General features: G+C 61.9%; 22 protein-coding genes and 1 pseudogene. 15 read left to right on the forward strand and 8 right to left on the reverse strand.

What is annotated here, in order from left to right; genetic code table 11:
- The first annotated feature begins 43 nt into the window (after window positions 1–43).
- The 9 genes from ACOGI7_RS14685 to ACOGI7_RS14725 all read left to right on the forward strand — a co-directional run bounded on the left by ACOGI7_RS14685 (window position 44) and on the right by ACOGI7_RS14725 (window position 8,856).
- The gene (locus ACOGI7_RS14685) at window positions 44–748 is read left to right on the forward strand and encodes an SAF domain-containing protein (protein WP_419849500.1); all 705 of its coding nucleotides are present in this window, start codon (window positions 44–46) and stop codon (window positions 746–748) included.
- The gene (locus tag ACOGI7_RS14690; protein WP_419849501.1) at window positions 745–1,491 is read left to right on the forward strand and encodes a hypothetical protein; all 747 of its coding nucleotides are present in this window, start codon (window positions 745–747) and stop codon (window positions 1,489–1,491) included. The genes ACOGI7_RS14685 and ACOGI7_RS14690 overlap by 4 nt, the downstream gene beginning before the upstream one ends.
- A 32-nt stretch (window positions 1,492–1,523) precedes the next feature.
- Window positions 1,524–2,684 carry a CpaF family protein gene (locus ACOGI7_RS14695; RefSeq protein WP_419849502.1) on the forward strand — a complete coding sequence of 387 codons (1,161 nt, stop codon included), beginning with the start codon at window positions 1,524–1,526 and terminating at the stop codon, window positions 2,682–2,684.
- 1,153 nt (window positions 2,685–3,837) lie between these two features.
- Window positions 3,838–4,440 carry a type II secretion system F family protein gene (locus tag ACOGI7_RS14700; RefSeq protein WP_419851519.1) on the forward strand — a complete coding sequence of 201 codons (603 nt, stop codon included), beginning with the start codon at window positions 3,838–3,840 and terminating at the stop codon, window positions 4,438–4,440.
- 112 nt (window positions 4,441–4,552) lie between these two features.
- Window positions 4,553–4,723 (forward strand): hypothetical protein, encoded by a 171-nt coding sequence (locus ACOGI7_RS14705; RefSeq protein WP_419849503.1) that lies wholly within the window; start codon window positions 4,553–4,555, stop codon window positions 4,721–4,723.
- Between the two features lie 26 nt (window positions 4,724–4,749).
- On the forward strand, window positions 4,750–5,127 hold the full coding sequence (locus tag ACOGI7_RS14710; protein WP_419849504.1) for a TadE family protein: 378 nt from the start codon (window positions 4,750–4,752) through the stop codon (window positions 5,125–5,127).
- Window positions 5,124–5,579 (forward strand): TadE/TadG family type IV pilus assembly protein, encoded by a 456-nt coding sequence (locus tag ACOGI7_RS14715; protein ID WP_419849505.1) that lies wholly within the window; start codon window positions 5,124–5,126, stop codon window positions 5,577–5,579. Before ACOGI7_RS14710 ends, ACOGI7_RS14715 begins: the two co-directional genes overlap by 4 nt.
- On the forward strand, window positions 5,576–6,037 hold the full coding sequence (locus ACOGI7_RS14720; protein WP_419849506.1) for a TadE/TadG family type IV pilus assembly protein: 462 nt from the start codon (window positions 5,576–5,578) through the stop codon (window positions 6,035–6,037). Before ACOGI7_RS14715 ends, ACOGI7_RS14720 begins: the two co-directional genes overlap by 4 nt.
- 548 nt (window positions 6,038–6,585) lie before the next feature.
- Window positions 6,586–8,856: a LysM peptidoglycan-binding domain-containing protein gene (locus tag ACOGI7_RS14725; protein WP_419849507.1), complete on the forward strand. Its 2,271-nt coding sequence runs from the start codon at window positions 6,586–6,588 to the stop codon at window positions 8,854–8,856.
- On the opposite strand, the gene ACOGI7_RS14730 is transcribed toward ACOGI7_RS14725, so the two are convergent.
- A complete protein-coding gene (locus ACOGI7_RS14730) occupies window positions 8,849–10,243 on the reverse strand; it encodes a DUF4349 domain-containing protein (protein ID WP_419849508.1) in 1,395 nt (464 codons plus the stop codon). The genes ACOGI7_RS14725 and ACOGI7_RS14730 overlap by 8 nt on opposite strands.
- Before the next feature lie 147 nt (window positions 10,244–10,390).
- Between ACOGI7_RS14730 and ACOGI7_RS14735 the strand changes: the two genes are divergently transcribed.
- The 6 genes from ACOGI7_RS14735 to ACOGI7_RS14760 all read left to right on the forward strand — a co-directional run bounded on the left by ACOGI7_RS14735 (window position 10,391) and on the right by ACOGI7_RS14760 (window position 14,718).
- The gene (locus tag ACOGI7_RS14735; RefSeq protein ID WP_419849509.1) at window positions 10,391–10,936 is read left to right on the forward strand and encodes an RNA polymerase sigma factor; all 546 of its coding nucleotides are present in this window, start codon (window positions 10,391–10,393) and stop codon (window positions 10,934–10,936) included.
- Window positions 10,933–11,916, forward strand: a complete 984-nt coding sequence (locus ACOGI7_RS14740) for a hypothetical protein (RefSeq protein ID WP_419849510.1) — start codon at window positions 10,933–10,935, stop codon at window positions 11,914–11,916. Before ACOGI7_RS14735 ends, ACOGI7_RS14740 begins: the two co-directional genes overlap by 4 nt.
- Window positions 11,917–11,967: 51 nt before the next feature.
- Window positions 11,968–12,297 (forward strand): hypothetical protein, encoded by a 330-nt coding sequence (locus ACOGI7_RS14745; RefSeq protein ID WP_419849511.1) that lies wholly within the window; start codon window positions 11,968–11,970, stop codon window positions 12,295–12,297.
- Window positions 12,294–13,295, forward strand: coding sequence for a thioredoxin-disulfide reductase (trxB, locus tag ACOGI7_RS14750; protein ID WP_419849512.1), 1,002 nt, complete (start codon window positions 12,294–12,296; stop codon window positions 13,293–13,295). The genes ACOGI7_RS14745 and trxB overlap by 4 nt, the downstream gene beginning before the upstream one ends.
- Before the next feature lie 62 nt (window positions 13,296–13,357).
- The gene (gene trxA / locus ACOGI7_RS14755; protein WP_419849513.1) at window positions 13,358–13,687 is read left to right on the forward strand and encodes a thioredoxin; all 330 of its coding nucleotides are present in this window, start codon (window positions 13,358–13,360) and stop codon (window positions 13,685–13,687) included.
- Window positions 13,688–13,737: 50 nt separating this feature from the next.
- A complete protein-coding gene (locus tag ACOGI7_RS14760; protein ID WP_419849514.1) occupies window positions 13,738–14,718 on the forward strand; it encodes a peptidoglycan-binding protein in 981 nt (326 codons plus the stop codon).
- Here ACOGI7_RS14760 and ACOGI7_RS14765 read toward each other — a convergent pair whose 3' ends face one another.
- The 7 genes and pseudogenes from ACOGI7_RS14765 to yidD form a co-directional block, all read right to left on the reverse strand.
- The gene (locus ACOGI7_RS14765; RefSeq protein WP_419849515.1) at window positions 14,719–15,525 is read right to left on the reverse strand and encodes a ParB/RepB/Spo0J family partition protein; all 807 of its coding nucleotides are present in this window, start codon (window positions 15,523–15,525) and stop codon (window positions 14,719–14,721) included.
- Window positions 15,526–15,571: 46 nt separating this feature from the next.
- Window positions 15,572–16,378, reverse strand: a complete 807-nt coding sequence (locus tag ACOGI7_RS14770) for a ParA family protein (protein ID WP_419849516.1) — start codon at window positions 16,376–16,378, stop codon at window positions 15,572–15,574.
- 111 nt (window positions 16,379–16,489) lie between these two features.
- Window positions 16,490–17,053 (reverse strand): 16S rRNA (guanine(527)-N(7))-methyltransferase RsmG, encoded by a 564-nt coding sequence (locus ACOGI7_RS14775; protein WP_419849517.1) that lies wholly within the window; start codon window positions 17,051–17,053, stop codon window positions 16,490–16,492.
- 3 nt (window positions 17,054–17,056) lie between these two features.
- A complete protein-coding gene (locus ACOGI7_RS14780; protein WP_419851520.1) occupies window positions 17,057–17,524 on the reverse strand; it encodes a protein jag in 468 nt (155 codons plus the stop codon).
- 309 nt (window positions 17,525–17,833) lie between these two features.
- Window positions 17,834–17,986 (reverse strand): annotated as a pseudogene (locus ACOGI7_RS14785) (Jag N-terminal domain-containing protein); the annotation flags it as partial.
- Window positions 17,987–17,988: 2 nt separating this feature from the next.
- Entirely contained in the window at window positions 17,989–19,233 is a 1,245-nt protein-coding gene (gene yidC / locus ACOGI7_RS14790; protein ID WP_419849518.1) for a membrane protein insertase YidC, read from the reverse strand.
- The gene (yidD, locus tag ACOGI7_RS14795; RefSeq protein ID WP_419851521.1) at window positions 19,226–19,516 is read right to left on the reverse strand and encodes a membrane protein insertion efficiency factor YidD; all 291 of its coding nucleotides are present in this window, start codon (window positions 19,514–19,516) and stop codon (window positions 19,226–19,228) included. The genes yidC and yidD overlap by 8 nt, the downstream gene beginning before the upstream one ends.
- Window positions 19,517–19,540 lie beyond the last annotated feature (24 nt).

Below are 19,540 nucleotides of genomic sequence, written 5' to 3' on the forward strand. Positions count from 1 at the left end.
CTCGACGGCTCCCTCCCCAACCTTTCGGGCACAACCCATGCGGATGGCAAGCGAGGATCGTCGGCGTCAGCTTCCCTGGGTGGTGCTCGGGCTGACCGTCACACTCACCGCCGCGATCATCTTCGCCCTCTGGGCATCCTCCCTCAGCAGTCGTACCGCAGTAGCGGTAGCCAGTCGCGACATTCCCACCGGCTCCACGATTGAAGTCGACGACCTGCGGGCCGTCGAAATGGCCAGCGGGCAGGGAGCGGGCTTTGTGCCCATGACTGATTTGGACATCGTGGTGGGCCGTACCGTCCGCGCCGCCATCCCAGAGGGGGCAATTCTCCATCCCGGTCTGCTGTCAACAAGTTCACCGATTGACCAGGGGATGGCTGTAGTTGGTGCTGTGCTCCACCCCGGCGAATACCCGATTGCCAGCCTTGGCCCCGGTCAATCAGTCGAAGTGGTAATCGCAAGTGATAACTCCGATAAGCACGCGGCAATCAAGAGTGGGCAGACGAGTCTGGGCGCATCGCCCGGCGTGCCTGCCCGAGCCCCCAGAGCAACAGTCACCGAAGTGAGCGAAGTGCTGGATTCAGGTCGAGACGCTCTTTTCGTTTCGCTTTTGGCCTCCGCAGATGAAGCTGCGCTCATAAGCAATGCGGCTGCATTCAACGAGCTGCGGTTGATCCTCCTACCCGAAGAGCCCCGCTCGGTAAACAGCCTGCCGATCCGTCAGCAAGCAGCAGCCGGAGCAGGTCGATGAGCATCATCGCAGTGGGCAGCGCAAAAGCCAGTCCTGGAGCGACCACCTTGTCGGTTGGACTCGGATTGTCATGGGAGGCAACTACTGGACGGCGGGCAGTTCTGATCGAGGCAGATGGAGACGGTGGCGTGTTGGCAGCGCGTTTCGGCTTGGCTTCAACACCATCACTGGTGGAGCTCTCAGCAACGGCTCGACATGAGCTGACTATCGATCGGCTGCAATCCAGTTGCCAGCTTCTGGCCGATCAATTGCCTACCCTCGTTGCTCCAGGCTGCGGTGATACGACAAGTTTGGTGCTCGCACCGTTGGCAAAACGACTGGCCACCGGCCTTGGCCAGCTGGACGACATCGATGCCGTGGTGGATGTGGGTCGCGTACGACAACACTCCCCTGCTGTTGAGTTCGTCCAACACTGCGATCTGCTGGTGCTGGTCGCTCGACCCCAGTTTGACCAGCTTGTCCCCCTAGTCCACCAAGCCCGGCGCGTGATTTCTCACGACATTCCAACTTCGCTGGTCTGTGTTGGTGATCGACCCTACCCGCCAACGGAAATGGCCAAGGCTTCCCAACTCAATCTCCTGGGCGTCATGTCTCACGAGCCGAGGGTGGCCCAAGCACTAGAACACGGCCTCCCCGCCAACCAGCGCCACCGCCGGCTGTTGCTGTGGCGAACCCTGGCCGAACTCGTTCATCGAATCCACTTCCGCCTGCTCGCAGGAGCCGATGGTCAGGAGGCGGCATAGTGTCCTGCCCTCTGGTACGTCGCGTGCTTGCCATGGTCACGCAAAAGCTCGAGCAGGCTGAGACGAACCAACTCGGCAATCGGCTTGAGCAGAAGGCCTTGGCCGAACAGTTCCTCCTTGAGGCCTTCGATGTCGTCGCCGCGGAAAGGGTGCGGGCGTTTCTGCCCCCCCTTGCCCATGCCGATGAGGCCCGAATAGCCGATGAAGTCTTGGCCACCCTGTTCGGGCTTGGGCCCTTGGAGCGCTTGTTGGCCGACGAATCCGTTGAGAACGTGAGCGTGAACGGCTGTGACACGGTTTGGGTGCATCACGCCGGCGGAATCAAGCGACGAGCAGAACCCATCGTCGAAACAGACGACGAATTGGTGACGCTCATCCGCAAGGCAGCAGCTCACCTCGGTCGCAACGAACGGCGGTTTGACATTGCCAACCCGTTCTTGGATTTGCAATTGCCCGACGGATCCCGCCTCAACGCGGTAATGGCGGTATCCGAACGCCCCGCTATCTCAATTCGCCGTCATCGTCACGAGCGGGTCACCTTGGAAGATCTCTGCGGTCTCGGCACCATGGATGACTTGCTCCGCGATTTTCTGGAAGCAGCGGTGCGAGCCCGCAAGAGCATCATCGTTTGCGGCGGGACCAACGCGGGAAAGACGACACTCCTCCGAGCTCTTCTGAACGCGTGTGATCCTGATGAGCGGTTGATCACCATTGAAGACCGATTGGAGTTGTGCCTGACCGCCGACCAAGAACAGCACCGCGATGTGATCGAGCTGGAAACCCGGACCGCCAACATCGAGGGAACTGGCGAGATCACTATGCAGCAATTGGTGCGGAATGCGCTCGCCATGGCCCCCGACCGATTGATCGTAGGGGAGGTACGAGGCCCTGAAGTTGTCGACATGCTCGCGGCGCTTTCGACCGGCAACGACGGATCGATGTGTACGATTCACGCCAATTCTTCCCAAGCAGCTTTCAGCAAAATAGCCACCTACGCCTTGCGGTCCGCAGAGCACATCCCGGTAGAGGCAACCAGCCGGATGATCGCAGAGAGCATCAATCTTGTGGTTCACGTGGTCAAAGACCGCGAGGGCCGTCGCCGAGTGGGGTCAGTGCGGGAAGTAACGGGCCATTCGGCTGGGGAAGTGAGCAGTGTCGAGGTGTTTGCAACCCAGCAGGGCACCCAGAAATGACTTCATTGGTGGGTGCGCTGCTGGGCGCCGCTATGGCTAGCGGGGCATTTGCCGCCGTCATAGGCTGGCGGGGCCTTCCGCCTCGTTCGGATATCCGTGGTCCGAGGGGGCTGTCGAGGTTTCAGGGGCCGAGCGCTGTACTTGCGATTCGCCTAGCCACCGCAGTTGCCGGATCCGTGATCGCAACTGGAGCGACCGGATGGCCCGTAGCCGGTGTCATTGCGGGTGTAGCCGGGTTCATCTCCCCGACGGTCTTGAGAGCCAAGGCGAACCGCGACCGGGAAATCGATCGAATGACTGCCCTGGCAACCTGGACAGAAATGGTCCGGGACACCATGAGCGCAGCATCGGGTCTGACTGAGACATTGAAGGCGACAGCAGTCTCAGCACCGACTGCGATCCGCACACCGGTGAGACAGCTCGCTGCCCGTGCTGAGCGAGAACCCTTGCCAAGCGCCCTGGCCAAGTTCGCCGACGAGGTGGATCATGCGGTAGCAGACACTGTTGCAGTGACCCTTGGGCTCGCGGCAGCCAATCAGGTGGGATCGTTGCAAGAATCGCTCGCCGAAATCGCGGAGAACACTCGACAAGAGGTTTCGATGCGATTGAGAATCGAAACCTCCCGAGCTCGCCAATTCACTTCTGCCCGATTCATTGCCGGCATTGTGGCCGTGTTCTCCATTGGAATGGTGGCCCTCAGCAGGTCGTACTTGGAGCCCTTCGACGCTCTGTCGGGACAGCTAGCCCTCGCTGTTATTGGGGGACTCTTCATTGCGTCAGGGATCGCTCTCGTGAAGATGAGCCGATTTGCCACCCCACCACGAATCCTTGATTTGGGCCAAATGCCCGTTGTCTCGAGCGCCGGAAGCGGAGTCCAAACATGATCGGCGGTTTGGCGCTGGGAACCACGATGGGCATCGGACTCGCTGTCGCTTTCTGGGGGTTCTTTCCTCCAAGGGAGCCATTGAAGATCCGACTGAGCGAGCTCGACTTGCCAACAGACGACCATCAAGGGAGGGCCCGCTACAACCGACTTCTGCAAGCCGCAGGAAGGTTGTCCAGACATCTGGGATTACGCGGCCACCGGGCAGATCAAGACCTAAGGGTCGTGGGCCGAAGCCGCGAAGAACTGGCTGTTGCCAAGTTAGGGATGATGCTCTTAGGAGCGGGGTTGCCCGTGGGAGTGTGGCTCATCTCGTGGCTCGGCCGAGTGTGGATCTCCCCCCTATTGGTAGTGGTGGTGTCAATTCTGGCTGGAGGACTGTTCTTTCTCGTACCCGATCTCTCCTTGCGAGAAAAAGCCCGAAACCGACGCCGTGAACTGCGTCACCAGATCAGCGCGTACCTGGATCTGGTGAGCCTCCACCTATCAGGGGGCAAAGGAATGGAGCGGGCATTGGCGGACTCAGCAGCCCAGGGAAAGGCCTGGGGATTTGTTGAATTGCAACGAGCGCTAAGACAAGCCCATCTGGCTAATGAGCCCCCTTGGACTGCCATCGAGAAGCTGGGTCAGGACCTTGGCTCGACAGAACTCGAAGAGCTGGCCGCCTGGCTGTATCTGGCCGGGACTTCCGGATCTCGAGTGCGGTCCTCCTTGCACACGAAGGCCCGGGGCCTACGTGAGCGGGCCCTAAACGAGTCAGAGACTCAGGCCCAACAGGCCACGGAGCGAATGTCCCTACCTGTTGTGCTTATGTTCTCGGGTTTTCTGGGACTGATCGGCTACCCGGCAATAGCTGCCCTTGTCAGCGCATGAGCGGCCCGAGCGAACGTGCTACCGAACCACTTGCCTATCGGCGCAAAAAACCGCCCCATCCAATATTTCACAGGAGATCCGAGTGAAAGCGGGAATCAGATTCCATCTTCTCATGACCACGGCGAGGACTGGGCTCGAACAGCGAATACGCAGGGCGTGGCGGTGCGAACAGGGGGATGTGACATCAACGGTGATCATCATTGCGATCCTTGTCGCTGCCGCGGTCGCGGCTGGTGTCGTCATCACCAACTTCATCTCCGACCAAACCAGCAAGATCAGCTGATCAGCAGCGGTGAGACCGAGGAAGGGATGGAATACGAGCGCGGAGAGGCAACCACCGCGGTCCTGGTTATTCCCATTGCCATGTTCATGATCATCGTCGTTGTCCAAACCGCACTGGTCTTCCACGCCCAGTCCATTGTTGACGCCGCCGCCCAGAGCGGAGCTCACGCTGGCCGAGGCGATTCAGGCTCAGAGACGATCGTCGGATCAGCGGTTCGGTCGGTTATCGGAACAAGCGCAAAAAGTCTGCTATCGGATGTGGACGTCTCCGTTCAAGCGAATCCCTCCCGTCTAACAGTGACCGTGCGAGCCACTGTCAAGTCATTGATACCCGGCTATTCGCCAAAAATCGCTTCTACGGCGGCAGGTCCCCGAGAGGCCTTCATCCCGCAGAACCGACGATGAGGGACAAAACCCAATGGCGTTGGCCGTTCGGTCATGCAGCAGAGCGGGGTAGCGGCGTGGTTGGACTGGCAGTCCTAACCCCTGTGATGGTCATGCTCTTGTTCTTTGTCGTAGCTGCAGGCCGAATTGGGGTAATCGAGAGCAAGTTGACGACTGCCGCCAGTGGTGCCGCTCGCGCCGCCACCCAGCATCAGTCGATCCCAGCAGCCCAAGCGGCAGCTACCACGACAGCCGAGACCTCCTTGCGCCAGTTGGACGTGGGTTGTCACGGCGGGCCGCAGGTGTACTTCCACGAAGTAGATCTGGAGCCCGGAGGCAGGGTAAGGGTGCGCGTTTCGTGTGCAGTGCGGCTGTCGGATCTGACTTTGCTCGCCATCCCCGGCAACTTAGAGATGTCAGCGGACTCCGCGTCAGTGGTAGATCGCTACCGGAGCGAAGGCGCCTCGACGTGATTGAGCGCATCTCATATTGGCGTGCTCGTCAGACCCAGCCATCAACAGGCCAACAGCGAGGTCAGGTCACAGTGGTATTTGTCGCCTTGGCCTCGGTATTGGTCATGCTCGGGGGGCTGGCCCACGACGGAGCCCAGATCTTGAATGCCAAGCGGGAAGCAACCAATTTGGCTTCCGAAGCAGCGAGAGCCGGTGCTCAAGCCATTTCAACCGGGCCCATATATAGGGAAACAGGCAGCGTGATCGTAGATCCAGTAAAAGCTCGAATGGCCGCTTCGGAATTCCTCGGCGAGCAAACCGAGTGGTCGATTTCAGTGACTGGCGACACCGTTTCAACCACCGTTTGGCTCACCCAACACCTTCAAGTTCTCTCAATGCTCGGTATTGACTCGCGTCGGGTTGCCGGTACTGCCACTGCCCGCGCGGTCAGAGGAATAAGCACAGGAGATGACCTATGAATCTGAACAGAGAACATCGCAGGGAAGTCGTTCGCGGCTTGGCCTCAGCTGCCTCGCTCTGCGGGATGCTTGTGGCCGTACCAATCCTGCTGATCGTTGGTGTGGGTTGGCCACTGCCTCAGGGGATCCCATCTGGCTCGGAGGCACTAACTGCCCTCAAGACCGGAGCGATTCCCCCATCCCTGATCTTGATGCCGATCTCGCTCGTGGTGTGGGTTCTTTGGTTGCAGATGGTCGCCGGGGTGGGGATCGAACTTTGGGCTCACTTCCATGGTCGAGTAGCGCCCCGGGTTTCCTTCATTCCCTCGTTCATGCAGCGGTTGTCTGCCCGCCTGATGGGCGCAGTTCTGGTTGTCGCATTCTCTGTGCAGCAACCCGGGACAGCGCTAGCCGACAACACAGACCTCCTTATCCCTACGACATTGGTGATGGACGTCGAGCAGTCGTGGACCCTTGGATCTACTGAGGAGAACACCTCGGCGGAGCGACGCGACAGCCTGGAGATGCTGGCTGGGCAATATCTGGGCGACCCAGACCGGTGGACTGAGGTGTTCGTTCTCAACGAGACGAAAGACAGCATCGAAGACCCTCTCGAGGAACTCGAAGATTTCGAAGATTTCGAAGACCCCGTCGAGGAACTCGAAGAGTTCTCCGTGACAGTGCAGGAAGGAGACACATTGTGGGGACTGGCTGCTCATCATCTCGATGACCCACAGAGATGGGTTGACATCTTCAATTCCAACCAGGACGTCATCCAAGACCCCGACGTGCTCTTGCCTGGATGGGAGCTCCAGGTCCCAACGCTCGACGGCCAACCGACCGTTGCTCAACCTCCCCTCCACGCTGTGGTCGAGTTGGCCGAGTATGCGCCCCCCGAAATCCACCCCTCGCCAGAGCTGGCCCAACATGCATCCTCGGTAGTGCCCTACGCAATCGCCAAACCCACCGTGGTGGCCAGCGTTCCTCTCATCGACACCGAACAGCATTCCGCTCCCAGCCGGCAGACGATGCTCGCGGTAGGGGGTCTCGGAGTGTTCGCCAGCAGCCTCGGTTGGGTGCTCGCTCGACTTCGGAGAACCCAGCGCCGTCGACTGCCGAACGGTCGAATGCCCGTGCCTCCCTCCAAGAGCGCTGTTGAGCTAGATCAGCAATTGAAGGCTGCTTCCGATCCGGACAGCGCGCTTTTCTTGGACGCTTCCTTACGAGTCATGTCTTCTCGAATTGCCGGCACTCCCCCGCCCAACGTCATCGGAGCGACCTTGGGCCCAGACAGTTTGTCGATTCACCTCAGCTCTCCTCATGAGACGCCTCCCGGATTTCAGGCCAGCACGGACGGCATGACTTGGAGCCTTTCGAGGGGCAATGCGCTGGAGAGCCTCTTGGCCGAAGCTGATGGCGTCCCAGCCCCGTTGCCGACTTTGTTCACTGTCGGAATGAAGGACGGCAATGAATGCCTGTTGAACCTTGAGCACATGGTCGCACTGAGCCTGGAAGGAGATTCGGAGGCAATTGTCGATTTGTGTTCAGCAATCGCAACTCAACTAGCCAGCAGCCATCTGGCCGACGACCTCACGGTGATGTGTGTGGGATTCGGTCAGGACCTCACCGTTCTCGAGCGGGTGGAATATGTACCTGATGTGGCTTCTGCTGTCGAGCGAATCGGACATTATCAACGCCAAAGCCAAGCCTTGCTTGGCCGTCATCCTTCTCCTGTTGAAAGCAGAATTGGCACCTGCGCTGATTTTTGGCAGCCAATGGTGACGTTGGTTCCCAATCGCCTGAGCCAAGAAGAGGCATCCCTCCTTCTCAAAGCATGTGGTTCATCAGTCTGTGTCGTGGCCAATGGGCTCGACGGCGCAGCTTGGGTGGGCCAATTCGACGAGGATGGCTTGCTCATACAGCCGATTGGCCTCCGGCTTCAGTCCCACGGCCTCTCCGGTGATGCTGTCGCTGCCTTCGCTCAATTGGCATCAGCGGCCAAAGACACGGAGGGGGTGATGTTGACTGTGCCGCCATCACCCCAAATGCAGCACGACACCTCGGCCGAAGACCCATCGGGCGGGGAAATAGAAGTACGGGTGATGGGAACCGTGGACATAGTGGGAACGGCACGGCCGTTTACCTCGCGACGAGCGTTGGATCTGGTGGCATTCCTGGCCTTCCATCCCGAGGGCGCCGATCGAGACCAGCTGAAGGCTCAAATCTGGCCCCCGGACGATCCCCCCTCCGACTCGACTCTGGCCAACACGGTCAGTCGAGCTCGCAAAGCACTGGGGGTAAACGACAACGGCGAGCCGTACCTGCCAAGAGTGAACTCAAAAGGGGTCTACCGGCTGCGAACAAAGATCGGGACTGACGTAGACAGATTCGAAACACTCATTTCTGCCGCACGCAATGACCCTGGCGAAAGCGGTCGAAAGTACCTTCAATCTGCTCTCGAACTCGCGCGGGGAACCCCGTTCACCGGAGGAGCTGGGGACATGTACCGTTGGGCCGACTTCGGACTGCGCACCCAAATTGAGTGCTTGGTGGATACCGCGGCCCATGAACTCGCCAGAAGATGTATCGATGCAGGCGATTTCCAGGAGGCCGGAAAAGCGGCAATGGCCAGCCTCCGGTTGGTGGGTGTTTGCGAGGAGTGCTACCGCTGGCGGCTGCTGGCCGCAGCAGAGAATCCCACCGAGGTACGCAAGATCATGGCCGAGTTGGTGAACTTGTTGAAGCGGGAGAGCGACCAGCCCGAATCCGATGATCTGCTCAGCGCCGATCTACTGGAGCTGTATGAGCAGCTGATGTCGAATCGGCCTTTGTTCAAGTAGCTGGCGGGGCCTGCTCCTTTGCCTTGCGGATGCGGCGGCGGATCCACCAGATCAGAGCGGCGATCACCGCGATGATGGGCAGGAAGGGCAGCAGCACGCCGACCACGATCAGGATCACGCTGAACACGGCCACCACGCCGCTGGCGCCGTCGGACACCGAGTCGCCGAAGCCGGGCAGGGCGTCGTCGGTGTCCACCTGCACCCACACCACCGACTCACCCCACACCTCGTCAAGGGCGGTGCCGTCGAAGTCGACCGGGGTGGCGGTGACCTCCAGTTCGATGGGCAGGCCCCGGGTCGCCACCCGGCCGGCCAGGCGGCCCTCTTCGATGGGGAGGGTGAGCACGGCGGCCATGAGCTCGTTGGGCTCGATGCGGTTGAAGTTGCCCTGGATGGTTTGGAAGTTGTCCAGGTTGAGGCGCAGGTTGCGGGTGCTCACCTCCACGTCGGTGAGCGCCGAGGTGCCGGTGTTCTCCACTTCCAGGCAGAGGTAGACCTCGGCGTCGGGCTCCACGGTGATGTTCTGCACGCCCAGGCAGGGGTCGTCGGCGTCTTCGGACACCCAGGCGGTGACCAGGATCCCGGTGTCGGGCAGCACGGTGGGCGACTGGAAGACGGTGAGCGTGATGGTGGCCAGATCAACCTGGTCTTGCAGGGTGCGGAGCTGGCCCCGCAGCCGCTCCAGCGTGGTCTCGCGGTCGAGCAGCTCTCGCTCGAGCTCGGCCACGTCTTCGAGATCGGTGGCCTGTTGGAGGAAGTTCCGCAGGCGCTCCACGCTGGCCTCGGCGGTGATGATGCGGCTCCGCAGGTCGACAATGATCTCGGTCACGTCGTCGGAGCTGATGGACTGGTCGACCAGCTTGCCCACGCCGGCCAGCCGTTCGAGGGCGGTGGAGAAGTCGTCGGGCAGCACTTTGAAGGTGATGGCGGTCCACGGCGAGGGCTCGGTGCGGGTGATTTGGGAGAACACGATGCCGCCCAAGCCCTGCACGATGGCCACCGCCTCCTGGCTGGCCGCGGTCACATCGTCGGCCTGCACCCTGATCTCGGCGGTGTAGATGATGTCGCGGCCCAGATCGGCGGGGGTGAGGGCGGTGGGAACGGCGAGGCCGCTGTCGTCTCCAGCCGGTCCTTCAGCCGGTCCCAAGTCAACGGGCATGGGAGCTTCTTCCATTGCTGCTTGGGGTTCCGAACTCTCGAGTCGGTCCGAAGGGGCGTCGGCATCCGCTGCCACATCGAAGCCGGCCGGTTCGGGATACGCGCCACCGTCGTCGTTGCCGGAACTGCATGCGCTGAACAGCACGAGGAACGCGCTGAGCAGGGCCAGAAGCAGGAAGCCCAGGGGGCGGCGTTTTGTCTTGAATTGGGTGTGGTTCGCGTCGTGCATGGGTGTTCTCCCTCTGTCGAGCGTTAATACCTACGACGACCGCCAGCGTGGAATAGTTCCCCGCCAAGGTACACCGAGTTCAACCAGAAGCAGGCCACCGATGAGTACCCTCAGGGAATCAGAGGCGCAGCCGACGACACGGATCTGGTGAAACGGGCCCAAAAGGGCGACCAGGGCGCGTTCGACGCCCTGTTGCGGCAGCACTACAACCAGATCTACGCCATCTGCCGGCGGCTGGCCGGCAACGAGGCCGACGCCCTGGATGCCACCCAGGAGGCGCTCATCACCTTGGTGCGGCGCATCGACCGCTTCGATGGCCGCTCCCGGTTCACCACCTGGATGCATCGGGTGGTGACCAACGCCTGCCTCGACGAACTGCGACGGCGGGGTCGGCGCCCGGTGCCGAGCGCAGTGGAGGAGCAGCCCCTGGTGGCCGTGGAGCGGCCGGTGGCCGACTCGGTGGGCGACCGCCTCGACATCGAGGCCGCCCTGGCCCAGCTTCCCGAGGCGTTCCGGGTGCCGGTGGTGCTGTGCGACCAGATGGGACACAGCTATGAGGAGATCGCCGAACAGATGGACATCGCCCCCGGCACGGTCCGGTCCCGCATTTCCCGGGGACGCCGGCGCCTGGCCGAGTTGCTGAGCGGGAACCCAGACGACCCCGGCCAACGTCACACTGGGGAGAGACCATGAGCGACGAACGCGGTCACATGACCCCACAGGAACTCGACGAGCTGGCCTCCGCCTATCTGGACGGGGAGGTCACGGCGGAAGAGGCCGCCCTGGTGGAGAGCGATCCCAACTTGCAGGCGCGGATGGAGGAACTCCGGATCGTGCGGGAGCTGGTGGCTGCCCCGGTTGATGTGCCCTCCGACGAGGTGCGCGATCAGATGATCGCCCAGGCCTTGGACCACCGGGCTCCGGTGGTGTCGCTGGAGAAGGCCCGCCGCCGGTTGCGGGCTGTTCCTCCCCAAGTTCGGGTGGTGGTGGCCGCTGCCGCAGTGGTGGTGGCCATCGCCGTGGTGGGCGTGACGCTGTTCGACCGAGCCTCCCGCGATGGAGACCGGTTGGCCGACGACATGGCGACATCCGCTGATGCGCCCGAAGCGCCGGCCATGGCAGTGCCCGAATCAGCCCCCGAACCAGAGAGCGACGAGGCATCCAACGAATCGCCCGCGGCCTTTCCGGCGGACGATTCCGCCGAGGCCGGCATCCCGGAGGCACCGGCCGAGGAGATGGCGGAAGAGGAAATGACCATGTCGTTCGACGATGCCCCTATGGACGTCAGCGACGCCGGCGAGGCACCTGCTCAGGACGAGGAGGAGGCTGCGCCGGCAATGGACACCGAACCGGAAGAGCTCACGGTGGTGTCGGGCGAGACTCCCCTGGTGTTCGCCACCGAGGCCGATCTCTTCGTCCACGTTGTGGAGCGAGTGATTGCGCCCGAAGACGACGGTTTCGACCGCCTCGAAGGCACGGCAGCCCCCATCGACCTCATGGGCTGCCCACAGCCACTCGCCGTGGGAGCCGTGCTGCTTTCTCGATTCGCCGCGGTGGTGGAGGGCATCGAGGTCGAGGTGTCGGTGTACGAATCCGAGGATGAAGTGCTCATCTCCCAAACCACTCCGCCTCCTGAGTGCACCTCCGTCAAACCCCTCACCCCCCTCCCCTAGCCCCACCTTGAATATCCGATCTGTCATCGGCCAGCGGTAGTCTGAACTCCTATGGCTGATGCCGCTGAGCCGAAGGAAGAACCAACCACCGCATCAACGCTGGGGCTGTCGGAGGACTGGCCCGAGCAAGCCGCCGATGCCGTCGTCAACGCCGTGGACAAGGTCCGCGGGGTGACCACTGGACCGGTGATCAACGTCACCCGTCTGCTGGCCTACCTCGTTTTCGGCGTGTTTCCCCTGGTCATCGTGCTGGTGCTGGGATTCATCGCCGCGGTGCGCGGGCTGGAAGTGGCTACTGGGCGGGCTTGGGCGGCCCAGGGCATCCTGGGCCTGCTCTTCGTTTCGCTGGGCGCCTACGCCTGGTCGAGGCGACCCTCATGACCGACGCTCCCATGACCAATCCCCCACAGGCCGAGCAGGGCATCCACAACGTGATCATCATCGGTTCGGGGCCGGCCGGGCTGACCGCGGCCATCTACTCGGCTCGAGCCAACCTTGCTCCCTTGGTCATCGAGGGCGAGCCGTCCTCCACCAGCGACCAGCCCGGTGGCCAGCTCATGCTCACCACCGATGTTGAGAACTACCCCGGCTTTCCCGACGGGGTGATGGGCCCGGAGCTGATGATCAAGTTCCGAGAGCAGGCCCAGCGATTCGGCGCGGAGATGCTCACCGACAAAGTCACCCGGGTCGACCTGTCGGGGCCGCCCCACGGCGTTTGGGTGGGCGATCCTGAGGCACCTAAGCCCACCTATCGGGCGTGGGCGGTGATCGTGTCCACCGGGGCCCAGTCGCTCATGCTGGGCCTGGAGGCCGAGGAGCGGCTCATCGGCCACGGCCTGTCCACCTGCGCCACCTGCGATGGGTTCTTCTTCCGAGACCAGCACATCGCCGTGGTGGGCGGCGGCGACTCGGCCATGGAGGAAGCCACCTTTTTGACTCGTTTTGCATCGAAAGTCACGGTGATACATCGACGGGATGAATTGAGAGCCTCCAAGATCATGCAGGACCGGGCGTTTGCCAACGATCGCATCGAGTTTTTGTGGAACAATGTGGTAACTGATATCCAAGGCGAGGAGAAACTCACCGGGGTCGAGGTGCAGAACACCGCCACTGGCGAGACCTCGGTGCTGGACGTAACCGGATTGTTCATCGCCATCGGCCACCGGCCCAACACCGACCTGTTCGAAGGGCAGTTGAAGCGCAAGGAGAACGGGTACCTGGTAACCGAGCCCGATTCCAGCCACACCGAAGTCGAGGGGGTGTTCGCCTGCGGAGACGTGCAGGACGACTTCTATCGCCAGGCCGTGACCGCCGCCGGCTCCGGCTGCATGGCCGCCATCGACGCCGAGCGGTGGCTGGAGTCGGCTGGACACGGTTAAACCGGAAAGCCGCTGATAGGCTGACCGCTCGCCGACCGCTGCAACCGAAGGGATCCCCAAAGATGGCCGAGAGCATCACCACGCTCACCAATGAGACCTTTGATGAGGTGATCGGCAGCGCGGAGCTACCGGTCGTCGTCGATTTTTGGGCTGAGTGGTGCGGCCCTTGCAAGATGATCGCGCCGATCCTCGATGAGATCGCTGTCGAGAAGGCGGGCGTCATCAGCGTGGCCAAGCTCAACGTGGACGACGCCCAAGACGTAGCACTGCGGTACCAGGTGATGAGCATTCCCACGCTTATCGTGTTCAAAGACGGAGAGCCGGCCAAGCGGATCGTGGGCGCCAAGGGCAAGCAGCAGCTGCTCCAAGAGATCGGCGAAGTCGCCTTTTGATTCTCGACTGACGCTCATAGTCTGCGGGGGGCGCAGTAGGAGCGCAAGACTTGTCTGATAACCACCCCCCTATCCTGAAGCGAGGAGACGAGAACGACGACGTCGTCCTCTTGCAGCAGAAGCTGGCAACGGCTGGCTTCGCCCTCGCCCTATCCGCCAACGGGCTCTTCGACGCTTCAACCGCGGCCGCAGTCGCCGACTTCCAGGCGAGCCGGGGTCTCAGCGTGGACGGGATCTGCGGACCGCATACCTGGACCGCTTTGCAGGAGGCCAGCTGGTCGCTCGGCGAACGACATCTCTATTTCAGCCAGCCCCTGCTGCGAGGTGACGACGTGGCCGAGTTGCAGTTGCGACTCGGGTCTATGGGATTCGACGCCGGTCGGGTAGACGGCATTTTCGGACCTGATACCGCCAACGCGGTAGAGGAATTCCAACTCAACAGCGGGCTGGTGTCCGACGCGGTGTGCGGCGAGGCCACCACCGCCGCTCTGATGCGGATGTCGGCCCGGGTGACACCGGCCACGGTGGCTGCGGTTCGAGAGCGCGCCAAGCTCCAGCAAGCCCCTCGCCGGCTTACCGAACAGCACATCATGATTGCGTCGATGAGCACTATGGCCGCAGTGGCCGGTGAGCTGGCCACCGGTTTGCGACGCTCCGGGGCAGCCGTCAGCGAGGTATGCGATTGGCCCGAGGCCGAGCGAGTCGAGGAAGCCAACCGACTGGAAGTAGACATCTACGTGGGGTTGCTCCCCTCTGAAGAGGCGGCGTGCCGAGTGGCGTATTTCGCCACCGAGGGATTCGTCTCCCCCGGCGGTCAGCGCCTGGCCAGCGTTTTGGGCCAGCGGCTGCCGGCGGCATTGGGCATCGACAGCGCCGACGTGAGGGGAATGCGGCTGCCCGTGCTTCGGCACACCCGCATGACTGCAGTCCAATGCCTCGTCGGCCCCCCCGGCCTAGTCCAAGCCCGCCTCTCCCCCCTCGCCCGCTCCATCGAAAGCAGCCTCACCTTCTGGGCGAGAAGACCCGCCTGATCAAGCTTGGAGCATCACCCGGTAGATGCGCTCCAAATCATCCAGGTCGGCGAACTGAATCACCAGTTTTCCCTGACCCTTGCCGAGCGACACATCCACTTTGGTGTCCAGATGGTCGCTCAACAGGCTCTCCAGCTCCAGAACCGCTGCTCCCCTATCCGCGCCACTCGCCTTCTGCCCCGGTTGCTTCGATCTATTGGCCGCCGGTGCAACGCCCCGGGCCGCTTCTTCCACCATTCGAACGGTCAGCCCATCTGAGACCGCCTTCTTGGCCAGCTTGATCATGCGCTTCTCATTGGCCATCCCCAGCAGCGCTCGAGCATGGCCAGCCGACAAGGAGCCAGCAACAACCATCGACTTGACTTCGTCGGGGAGCTGCAAGAGGCGCACCGAGTTGGCCACCGCCGATCGGCTTCGGCCCAGCCGCTTGGCCACAGTTTCCTGGGTAAACCCGAATTCATCGATCAGTTGGTGACATGCGGCCGCTTCTTCAATGGCATTCAGGTCCTCGCGGTGCAAGTTCTCCAAAAGGGCCTGTTCGAGGGTATCGGCGTCCTCCACGGTGCGAACAACCGCGGGAATCCGATCAAGCCCCGCCTGTCGGGCCGCCCGGCACCGGCGCTCGCCAGCGATCAGCTCGTATTTGCCATCGACGCTGGGGCGAACCAACACCGGTTGAAGCACGCCAACCTCGCGAATGGACTCGGTCAACACGTTCAAAGAGGCTTGGTCGAACTTGTCCCGGGGCTGATACGGGTTCATTGAGATGGTGTCGAGGGGAAGCTCTAAATACGCGGACGAGCGCACTCCGTCGGTTGGCGACGCGGAGTCGGAGATGAGAGCGCTGAGTCCCCTACCCAACCCGGGCGAGCGCGCCACTGGCAACCTCCTTGGCTAGTTCGCGGTAAGCCAGCGCTCCCCGTGACCGGGGATGAGTGACCGTGACCGGGGCTCCGTATGACGGGGCCTCCGCCAACCGGATATTCCGGGGGATTATCTGGTGGCAGACTTTGTCGCCGAAATAGCTGCGAATCTCCGAAGCCACCTGCGCAGACAGCTTGGTGCGGCCGTCATACATGACGAGCACGATGAGGGAGATCTCCAGGTCGCTGTTGAGGCTATTGCGGACGAGATCGATATTCCGCATGAGTTGGCCAAGGCCCTCCAACGCGTAGTACTCGCACTGGATTGGGACCATCACTTCGCGGGCCGCGGCCATCGCGTTGACGGTCAGCAGCCCGAGCGATGGGGGACAGTCGACAAAGACATAGTCGAACTCGCTGTACACCGTGGATAGCGCAGCGTCGAGTCTCCGCTCTCGGCTGAAAGCCGGCACCAGCTCTATCTCGGCACCAGCGAGGTCCAGTGTGGACGGCGACACCCAGAGGTTCTTGACCTTGGTTGCAACAATGCTCTCTCGCATCGTGCCGTTTTGCAGCAAGACGTCATAGGTGGAAACGCCGCCGGAAAACGGATCGATGCCCAACCCGGTCGTGGCATTGGCTTGAGGGTCCAAGTCGACCACCAGCACACGGTGGCCGATCTCGGCGAGGCAAGCCGAGAGATTGACGGTCGTTGTGGTCTTTCCGACGCCGCCTTTTTGGTTGGCGACCGCGATTACGCGGCATGGCCCAGATTGCGTTACTTCGTGAAGGGACACTTGGACAATTCTCTCTCACCCTCAACCTTGTATCAAGCACCCCTCGTTCAATGTTTCATGTGAAACATCTAGGGGTACTAACGCCCGGCGGGGCGGCGGGTCCTGTCACCCTCAGTTTGTTCGTGTAGATCGGTGGAATCTCGGGGGGGATTGGGTTAGGCGGTCGGGGGCCATGCCTTGTTTGGCCAGCATGTCTGAGGGCCAGGGAGTGGCGTCGGGGGCGGCGCTGACAATGAGCTGGCCGCCGGTGCGGAGCAGGGGAGCGGCGGCTTCGATGGCGGACGATGGCGGCCCGAAGCTGCGGGCGGTTACGAGATCGGCCCGGCCGCGATACTGCTCGTTGTCACCGAGGTGCTCGACGGTGCTGTGGAGGACCTCGACACGGTCTGACCACCCCAAATGAGCGCAGTGCAACTCTAAGAACGCAGCTCTGGCCAGCGAAGACTCCACCAGCGTCCACTGAGTGTGCGGCCACGCCGCGGCTAGGACAAGGGCGGGCAGGCCACCCCCGCTCCCCACGTCCACAGCAACAGTGGGGACAGACGCGGCAACGGCGGCGAACCCGAGTGAGTGGTCAATATGCCGATCGATCTCCTGGGGGCCGATCCACCCCCGCTCCTGGGCCTGGGCGAACGCTCTCGACAGCCCGGCCCGGTCGGCACTATCCAAGAGCACTGATCATTCGGGGATGATCACAACCCAGCGGCGAGGCTCTTGACCTTCGGACACGGTGTTGACACCCTCAATCTCAGAGACAACGTCGTGAACCACTTTGCGGTCCGCGGCATTCATGGGCTCGAGCGGCCGCTCTGCTCCACCGTCTCGAACTTCCAAGGCGATCTTCTCGCAAAATACCTCGAGAGCCGCCCGGCGCCGTTCGCGGTATCCTCCGATGTCAACTCGGATGCGGCCCTCACAGTTGCCGTCCGACTTGCGCTGCACCAGCATCCGGGACAGGTCCTCCACTGCCCGCAGGGTGTTGCCCTTGGGCCCAATGAGCAGGCCTACGCCTTGGACATTCTCCACCCGCATTTCCACAGTCTCATCGTCGACGCGTTCGGAATACACCTCGGCGTCCAATTCGAATGCATCCAACAGACCGTCAAGAAACTCGACCACCAAAGTGCTCTGTTCTTCCAAGCTCATTGGGTCTTCCATGGGTTTGCTCTCCCTCGTTTTGTCCCCTTCCGGGGCCTTTGATGGACGGTTCTTGCCAGCTCTCCCGTTGTTCTTGCCGGCATTTTGAGATTTCTTCTCCTTCTCGCGTGGAGGTCTCTCCTCGCTTGAAGACTTGGAACTCCGGTTCTGGCCTTGACCGCCTCGGCCACTCCGATTCCTATTCTCCTTCAAATTACCCCGGTCGGGCTTGCGATTTCGGTTCCGGTCTCTGCTGTTGGAAGGGCGACGATTGCGGCTTCGCTTCTCGCGGGGCAGCACCGGACGGACGCGTGCTCTGATTCGGGCCTCCGTCTTCCGAAGCCCCAGGAGAGCGGACTTCGGCTCATCGACGATAGAAAACTCGGCTTCGCTTCGATCGACACCAAGACGGTCGAGAGCCGCCTCTTCGGCTTGCGCAATGGTCTTGCCGGTGACTTCTAGCCACTCCATGGCTACTTTCTCCTCTTCTTCCGCCGGCGCCGGCGATCCGTGGGATGTGACTGATGACCCTTTTGTGTGGTCCGGCTCGTCTGGCGCTGTGCCGGCGTTGCTTTTGACGATTTCGCGCCACCCGCCTTGGCCCCTGGTGCCTTCGTTTCCTTCGCTTTTGCCTCTTTCGCCTTCGTGTCCCTGGCGCCAGGGTCTTTGGCGACTCGAGGTGGCGTTCGCGGCCCAGAAGACGTGCTCGTTGTGCGGCGGCTGTCCGTGCGCCGCTTCGGTGGGGTCCGCGATGTGGGCCGACGGCTGCCATGGTCGACTGCGGGAGTGCGAGACCTGGCTAACGGCCGAGGTTCGGGCTCCGCGGGCGCTGGAAGTTCTTCCTCGTCATCGTCCTCATCGTCCTTCTTGCTTTCGATAAGGGCTTGGCGCTCCTGATGGGGCCGGTAGATTCGGCGGGTGATGACCGCTTGTTGCCCCACTCGCACGATGTTCGAGCTCACGAAGTAGAGATTGAGGCCAGCGGGAAATCCAACCGAGATGATCGGCAAGAACCAGGGCATGAACTTCATGATCATCTGCTGCTGCGGATTGATTGGAGCATCCGGGTCGCGCCGACCGGCAATCTGGCGCTGCTGGATATAGCTGCTCACCCCGATCAGGACGATCAGCAACAAGAACGGCAGTGCGGCAGAGAAGGAATCCCGAAATGCGTCGGTGAGACTGGACGACAGGTCCATCCCCCAGAAGTTCATCTCTGTGGAACTCTCTAAGGCGATCCGCAGTTCGGAGTCGGATGCCAAATACTCCGGGTTGAATGTGCGCTCGGGAAAATCAGGATTCGGTACGTCGGCATCTCCAAACGGCAACCGCCACCCGACGTAGGTTCCCAAATCACTGACACGCCGTGTAAGTCCTCGAATAAGTCGAAATAGAACAAAAAATACTGGAAGCTGAGCAATGATGGGCAGGCAACTCCCCAGTGGATTCACGTTGTTGTTCTGATACAGGCGCATCATCTCTTCGTTCATCCGCTGGCGGTCGCCCTGGTATTTCGTCTGGAGCTTCTTGACCTCGGGCTGAAGGGCCTGCATCCGAAGCATCGAACGGGTGGTGTAGAAGGTGAGCGGGGTCAGAATCAGCATCACCGTGAGCGTGAACAGCATGATGGCGATGCCGTAGCTGTTTCCCAGCGTGTAGTAGACCGCCAGCAGCCAGGCGAGGCCGTCGAACAACCCGTCGAACACCGAGTCAAACACCCGACACCGCCTCAACCTGAGGCTCTTCGGAAACCTCGCACGAACCTGTTGGCCCAAGGGTGGGGTCGGGTGCCAGCCGGCCGTCTGCATCCGGCACCGGATCCCAACCCGACGGTGCCCCCGGGCGGCACCGCAACAGGCGACGCACACTCAGCCAAGCTCCCCTGACCGCGCCATGCACCTCGACTGCCTCCACCGCATAGTACGAGCAGCTCGGCACATACCGGCAGGGGCTGGGGCGATGATCGGTCGCCCGCTGATACCCCGTGATCAAGCTCCTCATAACCCGGGCGGCCAGACTCAGCCC

Source organism: Candidatus Poriferisocius sp. (assembly GCF_965204145.1).
Lineage (GTDB): Bacteria > Actinomycetota > Acidimicrobiia > Acidimicrobiales > Bin134 > Poriferisocius.

What these genes read in the sequence shown, in the direction of transcription:
- ACOGI7_RS14685 (WP_419849500.1), top strand. Translation starts at nt 44, where the DNA reads ATGGCAAGCGAGGATCGTCGGCGTCAGCTTCCCTGGGTGGTGCTCGGG.
- ACOGI7_RS14690 (WP_419849501.1), top strand. Translation starts at nt 745, where the DNA reads ATGAGCATCATCGCAGTGGGCAGCGCAAAAGCCAGTCCTGGAGCGACC.
- ACOGI7_RS14695 (WP_419849502.1), top strand. Translation starts at nt 1,524, where the DNA reads ATGGTCACGCAAAAGCTCGAGCAGGCTGAGACGAACCAACTCGGCAAT.
- ACOGI7_RS14700 (WP_419851519.1), top strand. Translation starts at nt 3,838, where the DNA reads ATGCTCTTAGGAGCGGGGTTGCCCGTGGGAGTGTGGCTCATCTCGTGG.
- ACOGI7_RS14705 (WP_419849503.1), top strand. Translation starts at nt 4,553, where the DNA reads ATGACCACGGCGAGGACTGGGCTCGAACAGCGAATACGCAGGGCGTGG.
- ACOGI7_RS14710 (WP_419849504.1), top strand. Translation starts at nt 4,750, where the DNA reads ATGGAATACGAGCGCGGAGAGGCAACCACCGCGGTCCTGGTTATTCCC.
- ACOGI7_RS14715 (WP_419849505.1), top strand. Translation starts at nt 5,124, where the DNA reads ATGAGGGACAAAACCCAATGGCGTTGGCCGTTCGGTCATGCAGCAGAG.
- ACOGI7_RS14730 (WP_419849508.1), bottom strand. Translation starts at nt 10,243, where the DNA reads ATGCACGACGCGAACCACACCCAATTCAAGACAAAACGCCGCCCCCTG.
- ACOGI7_RS14740 (WP_419849510.1), top strand. Translation starts at nt 10,933, where the DNA reads ATGAGCGACGAACGCGGTCACATGACCCCACAGGAACTCGACGAGCTG.
- ACOGI7_RS14745 (WP_419849511.1), top strand. Translation starts at nt 11,968, where the DNA reads ATGGCTGATGCCGCTGAGCCGAAGGAAGAACCAACCACCGCATCAACG.
- trxB (WP_419849512.1), top strand. Translation starts at nt 12,294, where the DNA reads ATGACCGACGCTCCCATGACCAATCCCCCACAGGCCGAGCAGGGCATC.
- trxA (WP_419849513.1), top strand. Translation starts at nt 13,358, where the DNA reads ATGGCCGAGAGCATCACCACGCTCACCAATGAGACCTTTGATGAGGTG.
- ACOGI7_RS14780 (WP_419851520.1), bottom strand. Translation starts at nt 17,524, where the DNA reads ATGAGCTTGGAAGAACAGAGCACTTTGGTGGTCGAGTTTCTTGACGGT.
- yidD (WP_419851521.1), bottom strand. Translation starts at nt 19,516, where the DNA reads ATGAGGAGCTTGATCACGGGGTATCAGCGGGCGACCGATCATCGCCCC.